Raw genomic sequence first — 16,773 nt, 5'->3', positions numbered from 1 at the left:
CGAATTCATAGAGTGTGTTAGCTGGAAAACTCTGATTCCTTTCCTTTTCTAGGCCATAGCGTATAGCTAAAGCTATAGACAAAATCTGCAGCTAAAATTAAAGACCAGTAGCGAATGGCGTTTAGAAGTTCAGCCGTTCTGGAACCATCGCCAATCATTACGATCATTCCAATTAGCAGACCGCAGCCTATTGTCCATGCTAATAGATGCCGGTACCAGCCTAATCGCTCATTTTTAGCATGCTCTTTGCCAAGCTTCGCAGGTTTCACCGGTGCCGGACCGCCGGCATATCGGTGAGCGAAGCGAACGTCTGCCCATTGAATCATTTTATGTCCGAAAGCAATCGTTGAGCCAATATAAATGGCTGCAATTGCGTGTACAAATTCAGCTTCTTTTCCAGAGCTTAAATCGATTACCGCCGCAGCAATTAAAATCAGATCAATGACAGGTGTACATAGAAGCAATACTGCTCCGGTTTTTTTCATTCGAAGCAAATACCGTGCACCCAACCCTGCAATTACAAAGAACCAGAATCCAATTTCGCATCCTATAATAAGCCAGCCAATCATGAATCATTCTCCTTTTTCGTACATGTGTGTTAAAAACATATTAACACAACTGTATTAAAAAGGCAATATGTGATAAACTTGAACTATGCCTAAATTTGTAGATCATGAAAAACAAAAAGAAAAAATAGCCGAAGCAGTATGGAGAATTGTTGCGAGAGATGGAATGGAGCAGGTTTCAGTCCGGAATGTGGCAAAAGAAGCCGGTCTTTCACCAGGATCGATGCGGCATTATTTTTCCACTCAATCAGAATTGATTGTGTTTACGATGAAGTTTATATCAGAAAAAATAAGAAAAAGAGCAGAAGGAGCTGTATTTTCAGGTGACCATATGGAAGATATGGCCATGCTGCTGGAAGAAGCCCTTCCGCTGAATGATGAAAGGAGAACGGAAACGGAGGTTTGGTTTGCGTTTATCGCAAAAGCTTTTACTGACCGTGAGCTGGCTCCGCATAGCGCTGAATTATATGATGAAATAAAGAGAGGAGTTACCCTGATCATTACAGGGCTAATGACATTAGGTTTGGCAAAGGAAAACCTGGATCCAGAAATAGAGATTGAGCGTCTGTTTGCTTTAATTGATGGATTAGCTATTCATGGTGTGATCAGACCGGATGAGTGCAGTCCTAGAAAAATGAGCAGAGTTGTCCGCCATCATTTGCAATCTCTTTGTAAATGATGGTTGACAGTTAAAGTGATTTCTGAATATACTAAATGTACTATTTGCAGAAGGGAATGAATTTGGGCCAATGAAGCTGTAATCTTATTTTCTGACGTTTCTTTAATAAAAAGGAACCAAAAGAGAGTAGGATTCGTGCGCCCATTTTTCATTCAAAAGCCGTCAAAAGTTTTTTTGGCATAGGCTTTTTTTGAATACGGCATTCGTCATCCTCTTCAGGTTCCTGAGAGGTTTTTTTGTATTCAAAAAAGAGTGGGATGTGCTGCGTATGCTATTGATGAAAATAAGAAATATAAATAAAAGCTTTGGAGAACGGGATGTTTTAAAGGGTTTAGATTTAGATATAGCTTTGGGGGACAGGATTGGTCTTGCCGGGTACAACGGGACGGGAAAAACAACGTTTGCAAAAATTCTTGCCGGTATCCTCCCAATGGATGAAGGCTATATAGATGGATTCAGCAAAAAAGTAAAAATCGGTTATCTGCAGCAGTCTGTTGATTATACGGATGATAGTTTAAAGGTTCAGGAGCATTCTAAGGAATGGCTGAAATCCGCAAAAATGCTCGGAATTGGTTCACTGGAAGGGCATCGTGAAAGGCGGCATTTAAGCGGCGGAGAAAAATTAAAGGTCGCGTTGACCAATGTGCTTCAAGGGAATCCGGATTTGCTTATCCTGGATGAACCGACGAATCATATGGATCTGCGGGGAATCAAATGGCTGACGTCAGAACTGCAGCAATTCAGCGGGACGGTCCTGATTATTTCTCATGATCGTTATTTTCTTGATCAAACCGTAACGAGAATTGAAGAGCTCGACGATGGAAAGCTCATTTCCTATGAGGGGAACTACTCAGCTTACAGGAAAGAGAAGCAGCGCAGGTTTGAGATTCAAGAGAGGGATTATGAAAAGCAGCAGCGATATAAAAAACGGATTGAAGGCCAGATGGAGAACTTAAAGAGCTGGTCCGAGAAGGCTCACAGGGATTCCACCAAGAGCAAGACGAATGAGAAGCTTCCTATGGGCTATAAAGAAACTCAAAGAGTGAAAGCAAAGAAAATGGACATCCAAATCCGATCCAAAATGAAACGGCTGAATGCCGAAATGGAAAAGAATAAAGTAGAAAAGCCTAAAGAAGATACGAGCGTTTATTTTGATTTTTCTGCTTCCCAAAAGCGCGGGAAACGAGTTCTTGAAGGGACTGGAGCGGCAAAAGCATTTGGTTCAAGAACGCTGTTTCATCAAAGTCACTTTTATTTGAAACATGGAGAAAGAGCAGCACTAATCGGACCGAATGGAAGCGGAAAAACGACTTTTCTAAACATTTTATTAGGAAAAGAGGAGCTCTCTGAAGGCCGAATATGGTTCAGCCATTCTCTTAAAATCGGCAATTTGAGCCAGGAGGTAGAAGACTTAAACGCAAATTTGACTCCGATTCAAGCCCTCGGTTTAACGGAACGGTATCTAATAAGCCGGGCAATGGACATGAGTGCCCATCTGGGATTAGCGGAGATGATGGACCGAAAAATTGAAGAGCTCAGTCTTGGACAAAGAACAAAGGTGAAATTAATCGGGCTCCTTTTGCAGGAACTTGATATGCTCATTTTAGATGAACCGACTAATCACCTCGATCTTCCGTCAAGAGAGCAGCTGGAGGAAACACTCCGTCTGTTTTCTGGGACATTACTCCTTGTCTCCCATGATTATTACTTTTTGGAGAAGCTCTCTGATTGTCTGCTGGTCATCGAAGAGGATCAGGTAATTCGCAGATATGAAATGACTTTAAATGAATGGGAGAAAAAAGATTCTTTAAACGAATCCCAGGATGATAAGGAACAGCTTCTGATTCTTGAGACCGAACTTTCTGCCGTACTTGGGAAGCTAAGCCTGCTGCAGCCGGGAGATCCGGAGTATGCAGAGCTCGATAATAGCTTTAAGCTGCTTATGAGCAGAAAAAAAGACCTAAACAATAGGTGAAGTAAGACATTGTTCGATCCTAATGGTACAATCGATTCAATAAGCATGTCCGAAAATAGCGGGGGATGAATATGGAAACAATTGTCGAACGGGTGATGGGAATTTTACCAAATCAAAAACCGGTGATCATTGCGGTTAGCGGAACGGCCGGATCAGGATTTGAGACACAGGCCCGGGTACTTCAGGGGGAACTTGTAAAACAGGGGATTCTCGTTCATTTAGAGGAATTAACGGAGGAGCCGGTGGATATTGATCCTGAAAATCCGGCCAAAAGCTGGTACGAACAATCCATGCCCTATTGTAAAGGAAAGACGGCTATTAATAAAGCAAAGCTTCATAAAGAGCTAGATATCGTTATTATAAGCGGTGCATTTTTGCTGAAAAATACACTTCACCATTTATTCGACACGTCCATCTGGGTAGACTGCACTGAACACACAGCGAAGGAACGGGAATACGCAGACGGCCAGGTTAACATTGAGTGGAAATCCGGAGCACAGAAAATACACGAAACCATTGATGAGCCCAAAAAAACAGCCCATCTTATCATCCAAAATGATCCCCTTCTTGAACAGGGGCCAAAGGATTCAAAAGGGATTATATAATGGAAAGTAAGAAAAAGCGGGTATCTGTCAGTGCAGCCTGATTGTTACGTTAACTTAAAGGAAGAAGGCAGTTCGGGATCAGGATCCCGGCTGCTCTTTTTAGTTTGAGAACCGACTTAAGGGCGGACAATTAAATTTTCTTCCCGCTGATCTTCGTCCGGCAAATTGGCAAACGATACACTCATTCCCCCCAGTATAATCCCTGCCAGCACCAGACTAATCACTATTCTTCTGCCCATATCTCTCATCTTTTGAACCCTCCGCTCATTAATAGGAAATCCTTCACCAATATAAAGCGGGGACAAGCTGTTTGGAAAGGGATAAACCTCTTCTTTTTGAAAAATGGGGAAATATACCTGTTCCGAACTGAAACTAGGTCCCATAAGAAGGCGGTTACTCAATCTATAAAAATTACTCAACGAGAGAAATGGTTTGGTGATGATATTCCGCTAAGCCCTTCATCAAAAGCCGTGTCTATGCATGTCATCCTTACATAGGATACAATGCAAATAGAGGATAGGGATAGGAGGAGAATCATGGAGCCAAAGTGGGTAACATGGGCAAAGGAGATTCAGTCTCTTTCACAGGCGGGTCTTGCTTATTCAAAGGACCAATTTGATATAGAGCGGTTTGAGCGTCTGAGGGAGCTGAGTCAGGAGATTATGGCCCAATATACCGAAGTGCCGATGGAAAAGCTTCCAGAATTGTTCGCAAACGAAACAGGCTATCAGACGCCTAAAGTGGATGTTAGAGCAGTTGTTTTTAGAGACAACAAGATCCTTCTCGTTCGGGAGATGATGGATGGTCGCTGGTCCCTGCCTGGAGGATGGGCGGATATCGGGGTAAGTCCTTCGGAAAATGCAGCAAAGGAGGCATTTGAGGAGTCTGGGTTAGAAGTTAAGCCAGTAAGGCTGATTGCGGTGATGGACAAGAAGTGCCATCCTCATCCGCCTGGAGCCTATCATATTTATAAGCTTTTCTTTTTGTGTGAAGAAATAGGGGGCAAGCTCACAACTGGTTTTGAGACATTGGATGCAGGTTTTTTTGGACTGGATGAACTTCCTGAACTTTCTGTTGGCAGAATTACAGAAAGCCAGATTAGAATTTTGTTTGAGTATGGATGGGATGCAGAAAAACAGGTGTACTTTGATTAACGACTGTGAAAAGCAGCTGTCTGCTGCTTTTTCCTTTTCATAAGTTAATAGAAAGCGACTGACATGAGGCTTAAGGTTGTGTATAATACTTCGTGTACGAAATATTCATATCGATAAGGTGTAGGTGCTGATTTTTTTGTCAGCTTAAAAGGGAAGCCGGTTAAACTCCGGCGCGGTCCCGCCACTGTAAATGGGAGTGACCTGCTTAATCCACTGTGCGGCAATGCATGGGAAGGAGCGGGGAGCGATGATCATGAGCCAGGAGACCTGCCTCACACCTCGTCACCGCATACCTACGAGGATAGGATGGTGTTAACGTTGACAGGAAAGTCTCTTATTGGCTTATGCAGTCTACATAACATGAACCGTCATCTCCTTTTGCCAGGGAGGTGTTTTTTGTTTTTCAGGAAATCCAGCCAAGCTTGAGCTGGTGACGGCAACGCAATTGAAGAATGATTACGGGGGATAAAAAAATGAATAAGTACTTATCTGCTTTAACAGCGCTGCTTTTGACAGCGGGCGTCTTAGGAGGCTGCGCATCTGATTCTGCAGCACCTGAGAAAACAAAGGAACAGCAGGCATCACAGGAAAACAAAACAGAATTTCCAATTAAAATAAAAGATGCATCCAATTCAGAAGTGACAATTGAAGATGAGCCGAAGAAAATTGTTTCTCTAATTCCGAGCAATACGGAAATTATCTTTTCTATGGGTTTGGGAGATAAAGTTGTTGGCGTAACCGATAACGATAACTATCCGGAAGAAGCTCTTAGGAAAGAAAAAGTCGGCGGAATGGATTTTAATGTTGAGAAAATTATTGGCCTTCAGCCTGATTTGGTGCTGGCACATGAATCAGGGGCGCATAATTCCGCTGATGGACTGAAACAGCTGAAGGATGCAGGAATTGATGTAGTGGTGGTCAATGAGGCACAAAGTTTCGAAGAAGTTTATGAGTCTATGGAAATGATCGGGAAGGCAACGGGAGAAGGTGAGAAGTCTGAGAAAATGATTGATGGAATGAAAAAGGATCTTGCCAATATCGAAGAAAAAGCAGCGAGCATCCCGGATGATCGAAGAAAAAGGGTGTTCGTAGAGGTTTCTCCTTCACCCGAAATCTATACAGCAGGCAAAGACACGTTCCTTAATGACATATTAACGACGGTCGGAGCTGAAAATGCTGCGGCAGCACAAAGCGGATGGCCGAAAATGACCGAAGAAGCAATTGTTAAATTGAATCCAGATACCATTGTGACGACCTATGGCTATTATAGTCCGGATCCCATTAAACAGGTGATGAGCCGGAAAGGCTGGGAGAGTGTTGCCGCAATCAAAAATAAAGCAGTTTTTGACGTGCATTCGGATAAAGTTACAAGACCGGGTCCGCGTTTAATTGAAGGAGTAGAAGAACTTGCGCACTCAATCTATCCGGACGTTTTTACAAAATAACCGTATCTTTCAATATACTTTGGCGATCCTTTTTTTAGCGGTCGCCTTTTTAGCTGCCGTTTCTATTGGTACTGCAGCTATTTCTCCAGCTGAAATTGTTTCTGTTCTATTAGGCGGAAATGCGGCTTCTGAGACAAATGAAAATATATTAATGTCGATTCGTATTCCGCGTGTTCTCCTCGCAGGCCTTGTAGGGGCGGCACTTGCTTTATCAGGTGCCGCTTTTCAGGGGCTGCTGAGAAATCCGCTAGCCGATCCTTATACACTCGGAGTTTCCTCGGGTGCATCTCTCGGAGCAGTTAGTGTTATTTATTTTGGATTCCAGGCGTTCGGCAGTTTTTCCCTGCCAATCGTCAGCATCGCTTCCGGATTTCTGACCATGTTTGGTGTCCTTGGATTTGCTTATCTCGCCCAGAGGAGAACGTCAATGGAGACGATGATCTTAGCAGGGATTATCTTTAACTCGTTTTTAGGTTCTTTCATTTCCCTGATCATCGCTTTGAGCGGAGAGGAGCTCAGGCAGGTAATGAACTGGCTTCTTGGCAGTGTTTCGATGAGAGGCTGGCCATATGTACATATGATTTTGCCGTTTACAGCTGCTGGTGCATTTCTGCTTCTTATGCACAGCAGAGAATTGAATGCATTTGCCTTCGGAGAGGACCGGGCGCGCCATATTGGAGTTAATGTGAAACGGAAGCAATTTCTTATCATTATTTCCGCTTCAATGCTGACGGGTTCTGCGGTTGCTGTTTCCGGGACGATTGGTTTTGTCGGACTTGTTATTCCTCATATGACGAGGCTCCTGTGCGGAAGTGATCACCGCCATTTGCTTCCATTATCGATGATATTCGGAGCAGGATTTCTGATTTTGACTGATTTGCTGGCAAGGACGGTGATTTCACCGGTAGAGCTTCCAATTGGGATTATCACCGCAATTGCCGGAGCCCCGGTTTTTGCCGCTATTCTGGCAGCTAAGAAAAGAAGTTCGTAGGAAAGGAGGTTAATATATGATTTCAGTTCAAAATATTGCTGGCGGATATCATCAAAAAAACATATTGAATAACATCTGTTTCTCCGTCCAGGAAGGGGAGTTCTTCGGTATTCTCGGACCTAATGGCAGCGGGAAAACGACATTGATGAAGATGCTATCAGGCATTCTGCCGGTGACAAAAGGACAAATCATGATAAAAAATAAGAACGTAACGGCATACTCCAGCAAAGAACTGGCGAAGGTGATGGCTGTTCTGCCCCAGCTTACCCAGACAGCGTTTGACATGACGGTAAAGGAAGCGGTCAGTATTGGACGCTACCCCCATCAGGCAAGGATTCTTCCAAGGTGGACAGTTGAGGATGAAGAGCTTGTGGAGCTTGCGATGAAGGATACAGGGGTCGCCGGATTTGCCGGGCGTTCAATCCAGAGCTTAAGCGGTGGAGAACAGCAGCGCGTCTTTTTGGCTCAGGCACTTGCCCAGGATCCGGATATTTTGCTTTTGGATGAGCCGACGAATCATTTAGATCTTGCATTCCAGCAAAGTCTTCTTTCACGTTTAAAGAGCTGGACAAAAAAACGGAACTTAACGATTGTTTCTATTTTCCACGATTTGAATATGGCCAGCCTGTATTGCGACAGAGTGATGCTTTTGAGCGAAGGAGCCATTTCAGATATCGGGACACCTTATGAAGCGCTGCAGGAGCGAACATTAAAAAAGGTATACAGCGCAGAGGTTAAACGCCATTATCATCCGTCCCATCAAAGCCCGCAGGTCATTCTGGATTCCCCGGGAAGCCCGGAAAAGCAAGTCAGGATTACAGAGGAATGGCTGTCTATTCACCCTGAATACATCGCTTTAAAATCACCAATTCCGTTAAAAACGCTGTCTTCTGCTGTTGTTCATGCTGGTATTGGCTGGTATACGACCTTTTTAAACAGACATGTAGATCTAAATTACAGCACCGATCATGCACAGGTGGATTTAATCCGTTTCATTCAGTCAAAAGGCTTTGATCCGAATGAAACGGCTGGGATGATGACGGCGGTTCAGCTGGAGGATGTCAGTGTAAAAATGACCGAGCTCGCGGGCTTTTCCATATTGACAGTCGTGACTGCCGGAACAGGCAATGCGGCAGATGCTTCGAGTGGAATGGACAGACTGAGTGCTTCCCAAGGTACGATCAACACATGGGTATTTGTAAATGGAATCTGCTCAGAGGAAGCATTCATCCAAGCTGTAATTACAGCGACAGAAGCGAAAACGAGGGCTTTGGCAGACCGGTTTATTCAAGACCCTGTAACGAAAACCCTGGCTACTGGAACAACGACGGACAGTGTTCTGATTGCCGCTACCCAGCAGGGACAGGAATTGCCTTACGGCGGTCCTGCAACAGAGCTTGGCAGGGCTATTGGAAAAAGCGTGTATGATTGTACAATCGATTCCGTCGGCCGGTATTTGGAGAAAAAAAGACATGCTTAATCATCTGCTTGCCTTAAGTATTGCATATCTCCTTGATCGGCTCCTTGGAGATCCCCCAAAGATGCCCCACCCTGTCAGGTGGTTCGGTACAATGATTGCTTTATTGGAAAAGAGGCTGAATAAAGGGGAATACAGGAAGATAAAAGGGATTATGATGGTGCTGATTCTCTCAGCGGCGGTCGTCGCTGCGGTGATTGTTTTACAAGAATTGTGCTACACTCTTCATCCTGCGGCAGGTGTTCTTTTCGAAGCAGCGGTTATCTTTACTGCAATCGCAGAGCGAAGCTTAAAGGAAGCAGCATTGGAAGTGGAAAAACCATTAAGGTCCGGTTTGATTGACGAAGCCCGGATGAAACTGTCCTATATTGTAGGCAGAGATACAGAAGACCTTCACGAAAGCGAAATCGTGAGAGGAGCGGTCGAAACGGTTGCAGAAAATACAAGTGATGGAGTGACAGCACCGCTATTTTGGGCGGCAGCCGGCGGAGCTCCCTTGGCCATTTTTTATCGGCTTGCTAACACACTTGATTCAATGGTCGGTTATAAAAATGAGCGGTATCATGAATTTGGCTGGGCTTCCGCAAAGCTCGATGATGGATTGAATTGGATACCTGCAAGAATAACGGCCTTTATGATGCTGCTGGTTCACGGTAAGCTTGGGTTTTGGAATCAAGTATCCCTGGATGCAAAAAAACATCCAAGCCCAAATAGCGGATGGGGGGAAGCAGCTGTTGCATTTATGCTTCATATTGAGCTTGGCGGCATCAACTTTTATCAAGGTGTCCAATCAGACAGAGCAAGAATGGGAAAGCCGGAAAGGCCATTGAAAAGGATCCATATCATTCAGTCTGTTGAGATTATGGAAAGGACGGTAGCTGCCTTTATTGTTTTGTTATGGATAGGAGGAATGCTTGTTGAATTTACCCCATCATGGTTCTAATCCGCAGCATGTGTATCATCGTCTCCATATGATTCCTCCGGATAAAATCATAGACTTTAGCGTAAATATCAACCCCCTTGGTCCGCCGCCTTTTATAAAAGAAAACTGGCTGGATTATTTGCAGGATATTTACGATTATCCTGATCCTGAAGCAGCGGCTTTGGTGCAGGCACTTTCTGAAAAAGAGCAGCTCCCGGCAGAGTGCATCCTGCCCGGGAACGGTGCGGCAGAACTTATTTTTATTTTGGCCCAGCTGTTAAAGGATGAACAGGTGCTGATTACAGAACCAGCTTTTTCGGAATACCGCCAGGCATTGGAGGTGCAAGGTGCAGTCATCGACTCACTTGTTTTGAGAGAGGAGAATGGCTGGGACCTTGATGAACGTATTTTTAAGAAGATGCAAGGAAAAAAAGCTGTCTTTATCTGCAATCCAAGTAACCCGACTGGAAGAGTCTACAGCCGCGCTCTGCTCCTTGAGGTAATCAAACAGGCAGAAAAAACAGAAACCCTTATTATCTGTGATGAGGCATTTTACGATTTCACTGCGGAAAGTCATTCACTTGCAGGGGACCTCTGCCGTTTTTCGAATTTGATTATTTTACGATCCGTAACCAAAATGTATGCTCTTGCTGGAATCAGGCTTGGCTATGTGATGGCATCCGCTCCTATAATTAAAAAGCTAAAGAAAAGACAGCCGCACTGGAGTGTGAATGCACTGGCGCAGAGAATGGGGATTTCCTGTGCAAAGGATACAGATCATGCTGAGAAGACGAGAGGATGGATCGCTTCTGAACGGGAAAAAGTGAAACATGAGCTTCTTTCCATTGGAATGACCGTTTACCCGAGCTCAACCAACTATTATTTGATTGCAGCGCCAAAGGAAAAAGAACTTTACCCCTATCTGCTGAAAAAAGGCATCGTCACAAGGCATACAGAAAATTTTGCCGGATTGGACGGAAACTATCTCCGGATTGCCGTGAAGCTGCCCAATGAGAATCAAGCGCTTATTGCGGCGCTTAAGGAGTGGAAGGGATGCTGATTTTTATATCAGGAGGAGTAAGGAGCGGCAAGTCATCATTTGCTGAACGGATTGCAGAGGAAGCTGCAGCAGGCAATGGGAAATTAAATTATATTGCCGCAGGACGGGCTACAGACAAGGAAATGGAGCTTAGGATTGCCATGCATCAATTAAAGCGCAATGACTATCAGAAATCATGGGAGACGTTTGAGAAGCCGCGGAATCTTCATGAGCTTGCTCCTCACTTCAGCCGTGATGATATCCTTGTCCTGGATTGCCTCACAACTTGGCTGAATAATGAAATGTTTGCCCCCGATCCCCCAGAAGATCCAGTAAATCATATGATGATGGGAATTCGCAGGCTCCGCCAATCGTGCGGTATGCTGATTGCTGTTTCAAATGAGCTGTCATATGATGCCCATCTTTATGAGGGGGCTGTTTTGGAATACATAAAAGTTCTCGGAAGACTTCATCAGGCTGCTGTGAAGGAAGCGGATGAGGCATACATGGTGGAAAACGGGGTGCCCATTTTGAAAAAGGGGGAAAAAGAGTGAAAGGGATAATGCTTCAAGGAACCTCCTCCGATGCAGGCAAAAGCCTGCTTACTGCCGCCCTTTGCCGGATTTTTTTCAACAAAGGGCTGAACACGGCTCCATTCAAATCCCAGAATATGTCCAATAATTCATATGTAACAGCAGATGGGATGGAGATTGGCAGGGCCCAGGGAGTCCAGGCTGAGGCTGCGGGCCAGGAAGCAACTGTATATATGAATCCAATTTTGCTCAAGCCTTCGAGTGACATGCAGGCAGAAGTCGTCCTGTTTGGAAAGAGGGATTGTGTTTTATCAGGTATGGCATACCGTACCGACTACTACCAAAAGGGTTTGCAGGCGATTCGGACGTCACTGGATGAACTGAGTAAAAGACATTCCTATATTATTGCAGAAGGAGCAGGCTCTCCGGCAGAGGTGAATTTAAATGACCGGGAGCTTGTTAATATGAAGGTTGCCGAGCTTGCTGAATTGCCGGTTATTTTGGTAGCCGATATTGAGCGGGGCGGTGTTTTTGCAAGCATCGTCGGTACGCTTGCGCTTCTTAGTCCGGATGACCGGAATCGGGTAAAAGGGCTGATTATTAATAAGTTCAGAGGAGATCTCGAACTATTTCAGGATGGTGCGGACTGGCTTGAAGAACAGACGGGTCTGCCGGTACTCGGAATTATTCCTTTTCTGCATGGTCATATGATTGAAGGAGAAGATTCCCTTTCTATAGCCTCCATTTTCCCTGAAAAAACCGTCTATAGCGTGGATATAGCTGTGATCCATCTTCCCAGCATTTCTAATTACACGGATTTTGAACCATTTTTATATGAAAAGGATGTACGAATCCGATTCGTCGCGAAAGCTTCTGATTTTGGGAATCCCGATGCTGTCATCCTGCCAGGCACCAAAAGCACACTGGCAGATTTAAAAACGATTCAGGACAACGGACTTGGCGAGTCGATTAAGGCCCATGCTGATGCAGGAAAAGCGGTGCTTGGAATTTGCGGGGGCTATCAAATGCTTGGTGAAAAGCTGGCAGATCCTTATGGAACCGATACTGGAAAACAAGGAGAGAGCGCAGTTGGCTTGAGGCTTTTGCCAGTATCTACTGAATTCGGGATGATTAAAGAGACGACCCGCAGAAAAGGATTTACAGCTGAGAACTGCGGCCTCGGGAGAATACCGGTGGACGGGTACGAAATACATATGGGGGTAACAAAGAGCGAAAGCATCTATCCATTTCTTGAGTTTCCAGGTGGCAATGGCGATGCAGGAACGGTGTCCGGTTCGATCATTGGAACCTATATGCATCATCTGTTTTACAACGACAGCTTCCGCACCGCATGGCTCAACAGGCTTCGCAAGGCTAAAGGGCTGAAACCAGCTGCGGAACTGAATCTGGAAGCGGTGAAGGATCTACGCTACAATCTGCTTGCAGAGCAAGTTGAAAAGCACTTGGACATGGAGAAATTGATGTGCATGGCTGAAGGCGGGTGTGAGCAGTGAAGAAGAGAACAGAAGGCATACTGATCGCTATCCAATTTTTTACGGCTGTTCCAGTAAAAAGATCCTTTGAGCTGGATGAAAAAAGAGTCCTTTATGCCGTTCAATGGCTTCCGTTCGTAGGTCTGTTAATCGGTGCTGTCCTGTCTGGATTGCTATGGCTTGTCCTGACGTTCACTCCATTTTCAATGCCCGCTGCCGCATTCATCATTTGGATGGCAGCCATTTTACTGACCGGAGGATTGCATCTTGACGGCTGGATGGACTCGAGTGATGCTTATTTTTCATATAGAGACAGGGAAAAGCGGCTGGAAATTATGAAGGACCCCCGGACAGGAGCCTTCGGAGTTCTATCTGTTATCATTTTACTGGCAGCACGATTTCTTTTTATTTATGAAGTGATTGAAGGACTGCAGTGGAGAGACTATTTCCTGATGTCAGCTATTCCAATGCTATCCCGAATGGGAATGGGGGCACTCCTCGCGGCCGTTCCATCCGTAAAGTCAGAGGGGTTAGCCTATTTCTTTCAAAAGGATTTGAAAAGAAATAAGGTATTGCGGACGTACTTCACGGCTTTACTGGCGGCGGCCGCAGTTTTTTATATGGCCGAGCCTTTATTATCTCTGTATCTTGCTATGCTTGCTGCCCTGATTCTAGGTTTTACGATTGCAGCAAAAGCTTTTTTTAAAAAAGAATTCGGCGGTGTGACCGGAGATTTGCTCGGAGCTTCAGCTGAAGGAGGGGAAACGTGGTTATGGATGGGTTTGTGGCTGTTACATTACTTCGCCATGGCTTGACTGAAAAAAACAGCCGGAATGCCTATATTGGCTGGACTGACGATTCCTTATCCTGGGAAGGGCAATCCGCCTTGGCTGCAGTCAGCCTCCCTGAACCTGCCGCATTGTTTACAAGCGGAATGCTCCGGACAAATGAGACGGCAAGCCTGCTCTTTCCGGGACTAAAGCAAAGGGTGATCGATGATTTAAAGGAATATCACTTCGGCAGCTGGGAAGGTCATACATACGTGGAATTAAAGGATGATCGAGACTATCAGCTATGGCTTGAAAACATGGAAGAACACGCTCCTCCAGGAGGTGAAAGCTTGCAGGTATTTAAAAAAAGGGTGATGAATGGGTGGGAAAGAGTCCGTGAATCCTTGCTTGATGAGGAAGCTGAAACAGCGGCGATCGTCAGTCATGGCGGCCCGATTAGACAGCTGTTAACTTTACTGTCCGGGGATGGGCGGCCTTATTGGGAATGGACGATAAGCCCAGGAGCGGGATATGAATTGATTTGGACAAAAGATTCATTCAGGAGGCGAGAACCATGCACTTCGTTACGGGCGGTGCCTGCAACGGCAAGGCTCAATGGGTAAGAGAGCAAAGCTGGTGGAAGGAAGAGGAAGGTTTATGGATCAGTGCCTATAAAAAAGACCCTTTAATTCAAGACTTCAGACAGGTTACGGTCATTGAAGGACTTGAACAATATATTCGGGAAGACGTCCTTCAAACGGGTAAAGAGACTTCCGGTCAATGGCGGGCTGCAATCAGCAGGTGGCTGGAATGGGAAGAACATGCTCACGGCAGAAGGCTTGTCCTGATCGGTTCGGATATTTCAAAGGGAATTGTCCCAATTGAAGCGGAAAACAGGCTTTGGAGAGATGTAACGGGATGGATCTACCAGGAAATTATGCGGAAGTCCGTTCAGGCGGATCTGATCTGGTACGGCATTCAAACCCCTTTGAAATAAAAGGAATGGCGAAAGGATGTAGAATATGCGGGATATCGAAACATTCCAGCTCTCTAAAGATGAGTGGCTCGTTGCAGCATCAGATAATGCGGGGGCTATCGGCGAAAAGGCAGAGGATCAGGTTCATGCCCCCCTGGAAACGGTGGCAAAGCACACATTGAGGGTAGCACTGATGGAATGCATGTCCGCAGGGGCATATCCTTTTTCCATCATGCTGCATAACTTTAACGGAGAGCAAGCATGGGAACGCATTCAAGGGGCTTGCAGAGAATTGCTGGATGAAGCGGGAATTGGCAAAGTGTCCATATCAGGCAGTACCGAAAGCAATATGAAGATGATTCAGTCGGCACTTGGAATAATGGTTCTTGGTAAAGCATCCAATGTAAGAACTGGCCACACTCCAAACGGGGCCGGATTTGCAGTGATCGGACAGCCGCTTGTAGGTTCTGAAGTGCTTGATAGAAAAGATCAAATGATTTCTATTCCCCTTTTTCTCAAGCTGCTGGCACATCCAGCTGTATATGAACTGATACCAGCAGGATCAAAAGGGATTGTCCATGAGATAAAAATCCTTAGCCCGCATGCCAGGTTCATAGAATGCGAGCTTGATATACACAAATCGGCCGGGCCTGCGTCCTGTGTCATTATGTCATACGACAAAGCGTATAATACTGAATTAATGAATGTTTGCAAAGGTCTGTTTCATCCTGTTTCCCTCACAGAATGATCAGGCTTTTTTTAAGTTTTTCAGCATCTTCAAAAGCTTCTGATTTTCCTCTGATACCTTATATCCCAGGTCAGCTGTCGTGAATTTTTTTGTTTTTTTAAAGCTGTTTTTTTTATTTTTTTGCTCCATAGCCGAACCTCTCCCTTGCCGCTCATCATGTTATATTTATATGTCAATCACCGTGAAAAATATCCGGATTTCTGCCTATTTAAAAATAGAGAAATGAGGATAAGTGTTTAATAGAATGGAAGCGGTCTCTAAAACTTAAATATTTAGAAAAATAAAGATTGTTTTTCGAAAATAAATCGTTTAGTATGTAAGTGGAGTTAACCGGTTAACTAGGAGGAATTATGAAAAAGAAAGTCACGATTAAGGATGTTGCCAAACATGCCGGCGTTTCCAGCGCAGCTGTTTCTTATGTCCTGAACGGGAAAAATAAGGTCTCGGGAGAAACGAAGGAAAAGATCCGCAGAGCCATTGAGGAACTTCACTATCTTCCCGATTTGACAGCCATCAGTCTTTCTAAAAAGCAATCCAAGCTGATCGGCTTGCTTAAAATTTTAAATCAGGACTCCTTATTGCCGGTATTCCAGACAAATCTTTATTATAATGAATTTATCAGCGGAGTCGAAAGTGTAGCCCGGGGTTACGGGTATGATATTCTCCTGGCAGGAATCGGTGTGGCAGATGAATGCAGCCAATGGGTTCAGAGAAGGAATCTGGATGGACTGATTGTCATGAATGCATCAGGCTCCATCGCAGAGGAGCTGGCCCGCCATATAGCTATTCCAATCGTTCTGGTAGATACATATGATGTACCGGAAGGCAGCTATCACACGATGAATATCGATGACGAGGAAGGCGGCTATCAGGCGACCGCACATTTGCTTTCACTTGGTCACACATCCATTGCCATGGTTGTTGCAGAAGCAAAAAACAGCCCGGTTGATGAACAGCGGCTTAAAGGCTACAAAAGGGCACTGAAGGAATTTGGCGTTCCGTTTAAACAAGAACTGATTTTTGAGAGCGGTAACAGTACGCTTGAAGCCTCACTGGATGCCGGACAAAGCATCCTGGACAGTTCAGAGCCCATTACGGCGGTATTCGCTACTTCTGATATTGTGTGTCTAGGAATCATGAGAAGATTTGCTTCAATGGGAAAAAGAATTCCTCAGGACTTTTCAATAGTCGGATTTGATGATTTAAATGTCAGTCAGTATCTATCTCCAAGTCTGACCACAGTAAGGCAGGATATTTTGGCAAAAGGAATTCAGTCATCTGAAATGATTTTCTCGGCTCTTTTTCAAAAGGAGCAGGGGCTCACTAAAAAGGTCCTTCCGGTTGAGCTCGCAATAAGAGAGTCAACTATGCAGATTACGTAAACGATTAACCCAGCCGGT

General features: G+C 44.9%; 18 protein-coding genes and 1 riboswitch. Of the genes, 16 read left to right on the top strand and 2 right to left on the bottom strand.

The window, feature by feature from the left end:
* Window positions 1-17: 17 nt before the first annotated feature.
* Window positions 18-569, bottom strand: a complete 552-nt coding sequence (locus AS29_RS20305; RefSeq protein ID WP_035413340.1) for a hypothetical protein — start codon at window positions 567-569, stop codon at window positions 18-20.
* Between the two features lie 85 nt (window positions 570-654).
* Between AS29_RS20305 and AS29_RS20300 the strand changes: the two genes are divergently transcribed.
* From AS29_RS20300 to AS29_RS20290, 3 genes are all read left to right on the top strand, one after another.
* Window positions 655-1,245: a TetR/AcrR family transcriptional regulator gene (locus tag AS29_RS20300; RefSeq protein WP_035413338.1), complete on the top strand. Its 591-nt coding sequence runs from the start codon at window positions 655-657 to the stop codon at window positions 1,243-1,245.
* Between the two features lie 268 nt (window positions 1,246-1,513).
* Window positions 1,514-3,220, top strand: a complete 1,707-nt coding sequence (gene abc-f, locus AS29_RS20295) for a ribosomal protection-like ABC-F family protein (protein ID WP_035413336.1) — start codon at window positions 1,514-1,516, stop codon at window positions 3,218-3,220.
* Between the two features lie 71 nt (window positions 3,221-3,291).
* Window positions 3,292-3,825, top strand: coding sequence for a hypothetical protein (locus AS29_RS20290; protein ID WP_035413334.1), 534 nt, complete (start codon window positions 3,292-3,294; stop codon window positions 3,823-3,825).
* A gap of 116 nt (window positions 3,826-3,941) precedes the next feature.
* On the opposite strand, the gene AS29_RS21855 is transcribed toward AS29_RS20290, so the two are convergent.
* Window positions 3,942-4,073 carry a protein YkpC gene (locus AS29_RS21855; protein ID WP_231889994.1) on the bottom strand — a complete coding sequence of 44 codons (132 nt, stop codon included), beginning with the start codon at window positions 4,071-4,073 and terminating at the stop codon, window positions 3,942-3,944.
* Window positions 4,074-4,361: 288 nt separating this feature from the next.
* Between AS29_RS21855 and AS29_RS20280 the strand changes: the two genes are divergently transcribed.
* The 13 genes from AS29_RS20280 (at window position 4,362) to AS29_RS20220 (ending at window position 16,755) form a co-directional block, all read left to right on the top strand.
* A complete protein-coding gene (locus AS29_RS20280; protein ID WP_035413330.1) occupies window positions 4,362-4,979 on the top strand; it encodes an NUDIX hydrolase in 618 nt (205 codons plus the stop codon).
* 105 nt (window positions 4,980-5,084) lie between these two features.
* Window positions 5,085-5,269: riboswitch (cobalamin riboswitch) on the top strand.
* Between the two features lie 183 nt (window positions 5,270-5,452).
* Window positions 5,453-6,424 carry an ABC transporter substrate-binding protein gene (locus AS29_RS20275; protein ID WP_035413328.1) on the top strand — a complete coding sequence of 324 codons (972 nt, stop codon included), beginning with the start codon at window positions 5,453-5,455 and terminating at the stop codon, window positions 6,422-6,424.
* Window positions 6,387-7,415: a FecCD family ABC transporter permease gene (locus tag AS29_RS20270; protein WP_035413327.1), complete on the top strand. Its 1,029-nt coding sequence runs from the start codon at window positions 6,387-6,389 to the stop codon at window positions 7,413-7,415. The genes AS29_RS20275 and AS29_RS20270 overlap by 38 nt, the downstream gene beginning before the upstream one ends.
* A gap of 16 nt (window positions 7,416-7,431) precedes the next feature.
* A complete protein-coding gene (locus tag AS29_RS20265; protein WP_035413325.1) occupies window positions 7,432-8,895 on the top strand; it encodes an adenosylcobinamide amidohydrolase in 1,464 nt (487 codons plus the stop codon).
* A complete protein-coding gene (gene cbiB / locus AS29_RS20260; protein ID WP_035413323.1) occupies window positions 8,888-9,835 on the top strand; it encodes an adenosylcobinamide-phosphate synthase CbiB in 948 nt (315 codons plus the stop codon). Before AS29_RS20265 ends, cbiB begins: the two co-directional genes overlap by 8 nt.
* Window positions 9,810-10,874 carry a threonine-phosphate decarboxylase CobD gene (gene cobD / locus AS29_RS20255; protein ID WP_035413321.1) on the top strand — a complete coding sequence of 355 codons (1,065 nt, stop codon included), beginning with the start codon at window positions 9,810-9,812 and terminating at the stop codon, window positions 10,872-10,874. Before cbiB ends, cobD begins: the two co-directional genes overlap by 26 nt.
* Entirely contained in the window at window positions 10,868-11,407 is a 540-nt protein-coding gene (locus tag AS29_RS20250; protein WP_035413318.1) for a bifunctional adenosylcobinamide kinase/adenosylcobinamide-phosphate guanylyltransferase, read from the top strand. Before cobD ends, AS29_RS20250 begins: the two co-directional genes overlap by 7 nt.
* The gene (locus tag AS29_RS20245; protein WP_035413316.1) at window positions 11,404-12,900 is read left to right on the top strand and encodes a cobyric acid synthase; all 1,497 of its coding nucleotides are present in this window, start codon (window positions 11,404-11,406) and stop codon (window positions 12,898-12,900) included. The genes AS29_RS20250 and AS29_RS20245 overlap by 4 nt, the downstream gene beginning before the upstream one ends.
* Complete coding sequence (gene cobS / locus AS29_RS20240) at window positions 12,897-13,694, top strand: adenosylcobinamide-GDP ribazoletransferase (protein ID WP_035413314.1); 798 nt, start codon at window positions 12,897-12,899, stop codon at window positions 13,692-13,694. The genes AS29_RS20245 and cobS overlap by 4 nt, the downstream gene beginning before the upstream one ends.
* Window positions 13,652-14,272: a histidine phosphatase family protein gene (locus tag AS29_RS20235; protein WP_035413312.1), complete on the top strand. Its 621-nt coding sequence runs from the start codon at window positions 13,652-13,654 to the stop codon at window positions 14,270-14,272. The genes cobS and AS29_RS20235 overlap by 43 nt, the downstream gene beginning before the upstream one ends.
* Entirely contained in the window at window positions 14,224-14,646 is a 423-nt protein-coding gene (locus AS29_RS20230; protein WP_035413310.1) for a bifunctional adenosylcobinamide kinase/adenosylcobinamide-phosphate guanylyltransferase, read from the top strand. Before AS29_RS20235 ends, AS29_RS20230 begins: the two co-directional genes overlap by 49 nt.
* A 25-nt stretch (window positions 14,647-14,671) precedes the next feature.
* Window positions 14,672-15,373, top strand: a complete 702-nt coding sequence (locus tag AS29_RS20225) for a hypothetical protein (protein ID WP_035413309.1) — start codon at window positions 14,672-14,674, stop codon at window positions 15,371-15,373.
* A gap of 350 nt (window positions 15,374-15,723) precedes the next feature.
* A complete protein-coding gene (locus AS29_RS20220; RefSeq protein ID WP_035413306.1) occupies window positions 15,724-16,755 on the top strand; it encodes a LacI family DNA-binding transcriptional regulator in 1,032 nt (343 codons plus the stop codon).
* Window positions 16,756-16,773 lie beyond the last annotated feature (18 nt).

This window comes from Bacillus sp. SJS, assembly GCF_000732485.2.
In the GTDB taxonomy this organism is placed as follows: domain Bacteria; phylum Bacillota; class Bacilli; order Bacillales; family Bacillaceae; genus Metabacillus_B; species Metabacillus_B sediminis.
This window is presented reverse-complemented; position numbering and strand designations above follow the sequence as displayed.

What these genes read in the sequence shown, in the direction of transcription:
- AS29_RS21855 (WP_231889994.1), bottom strand. Translation starts at nt 4,073, where the DNA reads ATGAGAGATATGGGCAGAAGAATAGTGATTAGTCTGGTGCTGGCAGGG.
- AS29_RS20250 (WP_035413318.1), top strand. Translation starts at nt 10,868, where the DNA reads ATGCTGATTTTTATATCAGGAGGAGTAAGGAGCGGCAAGTCATCATTT.
- AS29_RS20275 (WP_035413328.1), top strand. Translation starts at nt 5,453, where the DNA reads ATGAATAAGTACTTATCTGCTTTAACAGCGCTGCTTTTGACAGCGGGC.
- abc-f (WP_035413336.1), top strand. Translation starts at nt 1,514, where the DNA reads ATGCTATTGATGAAAATAAGAAATATAAATAAAAGCTTTGGAGAACGG.
- AS29_RS20265 (WP_035413325.1), top strand. Translation starts at nt 7,432, where the DNA reads ATGATTTCAGTTCAAAATATTGCTGGCGGATATCATCAAAAAAACATA.
- AS29_RS20220 (WP_035413306.1), top strand. Translation starts at nt 15,724, where the DNA reads ATGAAAAAGAAAGTCACGATTAAGGATGTTGCCAAACATGCCGGCGTT.
- AS29_RS20225 (WP_035413309.1), top strand. Translation starts at nt 14,672, where the DNA reads ATGCGGGATATCGAAACATTCCAGCTCTCTAAAGATGAGTGGCTCGTT.
- AS29_RS20280 (WP_035413330.1), top strand. Translation starts at nt 4,362, where the DNA reads ATGGAGCCAAAGTGGGTAACATGGGCAAAGGAGATTCAGTCTCTTTCA.
- AS29_RS20290 (WP_035413334.1), top strand. Translation starts at nt 3,292, where the DNA reads ATGGAAACAATTGTCGAACGGGTGATGGGAATTTTACCAAATCAAAAA.
- AS29_RS20230 (WP_035413310.1), top strand. Translation starts at nt 14,224, where the DNA reads ATGCACTTCGTTACGGGCGGTGCCTGCAACGGCAAGGCTCAATGGGTA.
- cbiB (WP_035413323.1), top strand. Translation starts at nt 8,888, where the DNA reads ATGCTTAATCATCTGCTTGCCTTAAGTATTGCATATCTCCTTGATCGG.
- AS29_RS20300 (WP_035413338.1), top strand. Translation starts at nt 655, where the DNA reads ATGCCTAAATTTGTAGATCATGAAAAACAAAAAGAAAAAATAGCCGAA.
- AS29_RS20235 (WP_035413312.1), top strand. Translation starts at nt 13,652, where the DNA reads ATGGATGGGTTTGTGGCTGTTACATTACTTCGCCATGGCTTGACTGAA.
- AS29_RS20305 (WP_035413340.1), bottom strand. Translation starts at nt 569, where the DNA reads ATGATTGGCTGGCTTATTATAGGATGCGAAATTGGATTCTGGTTCTTT.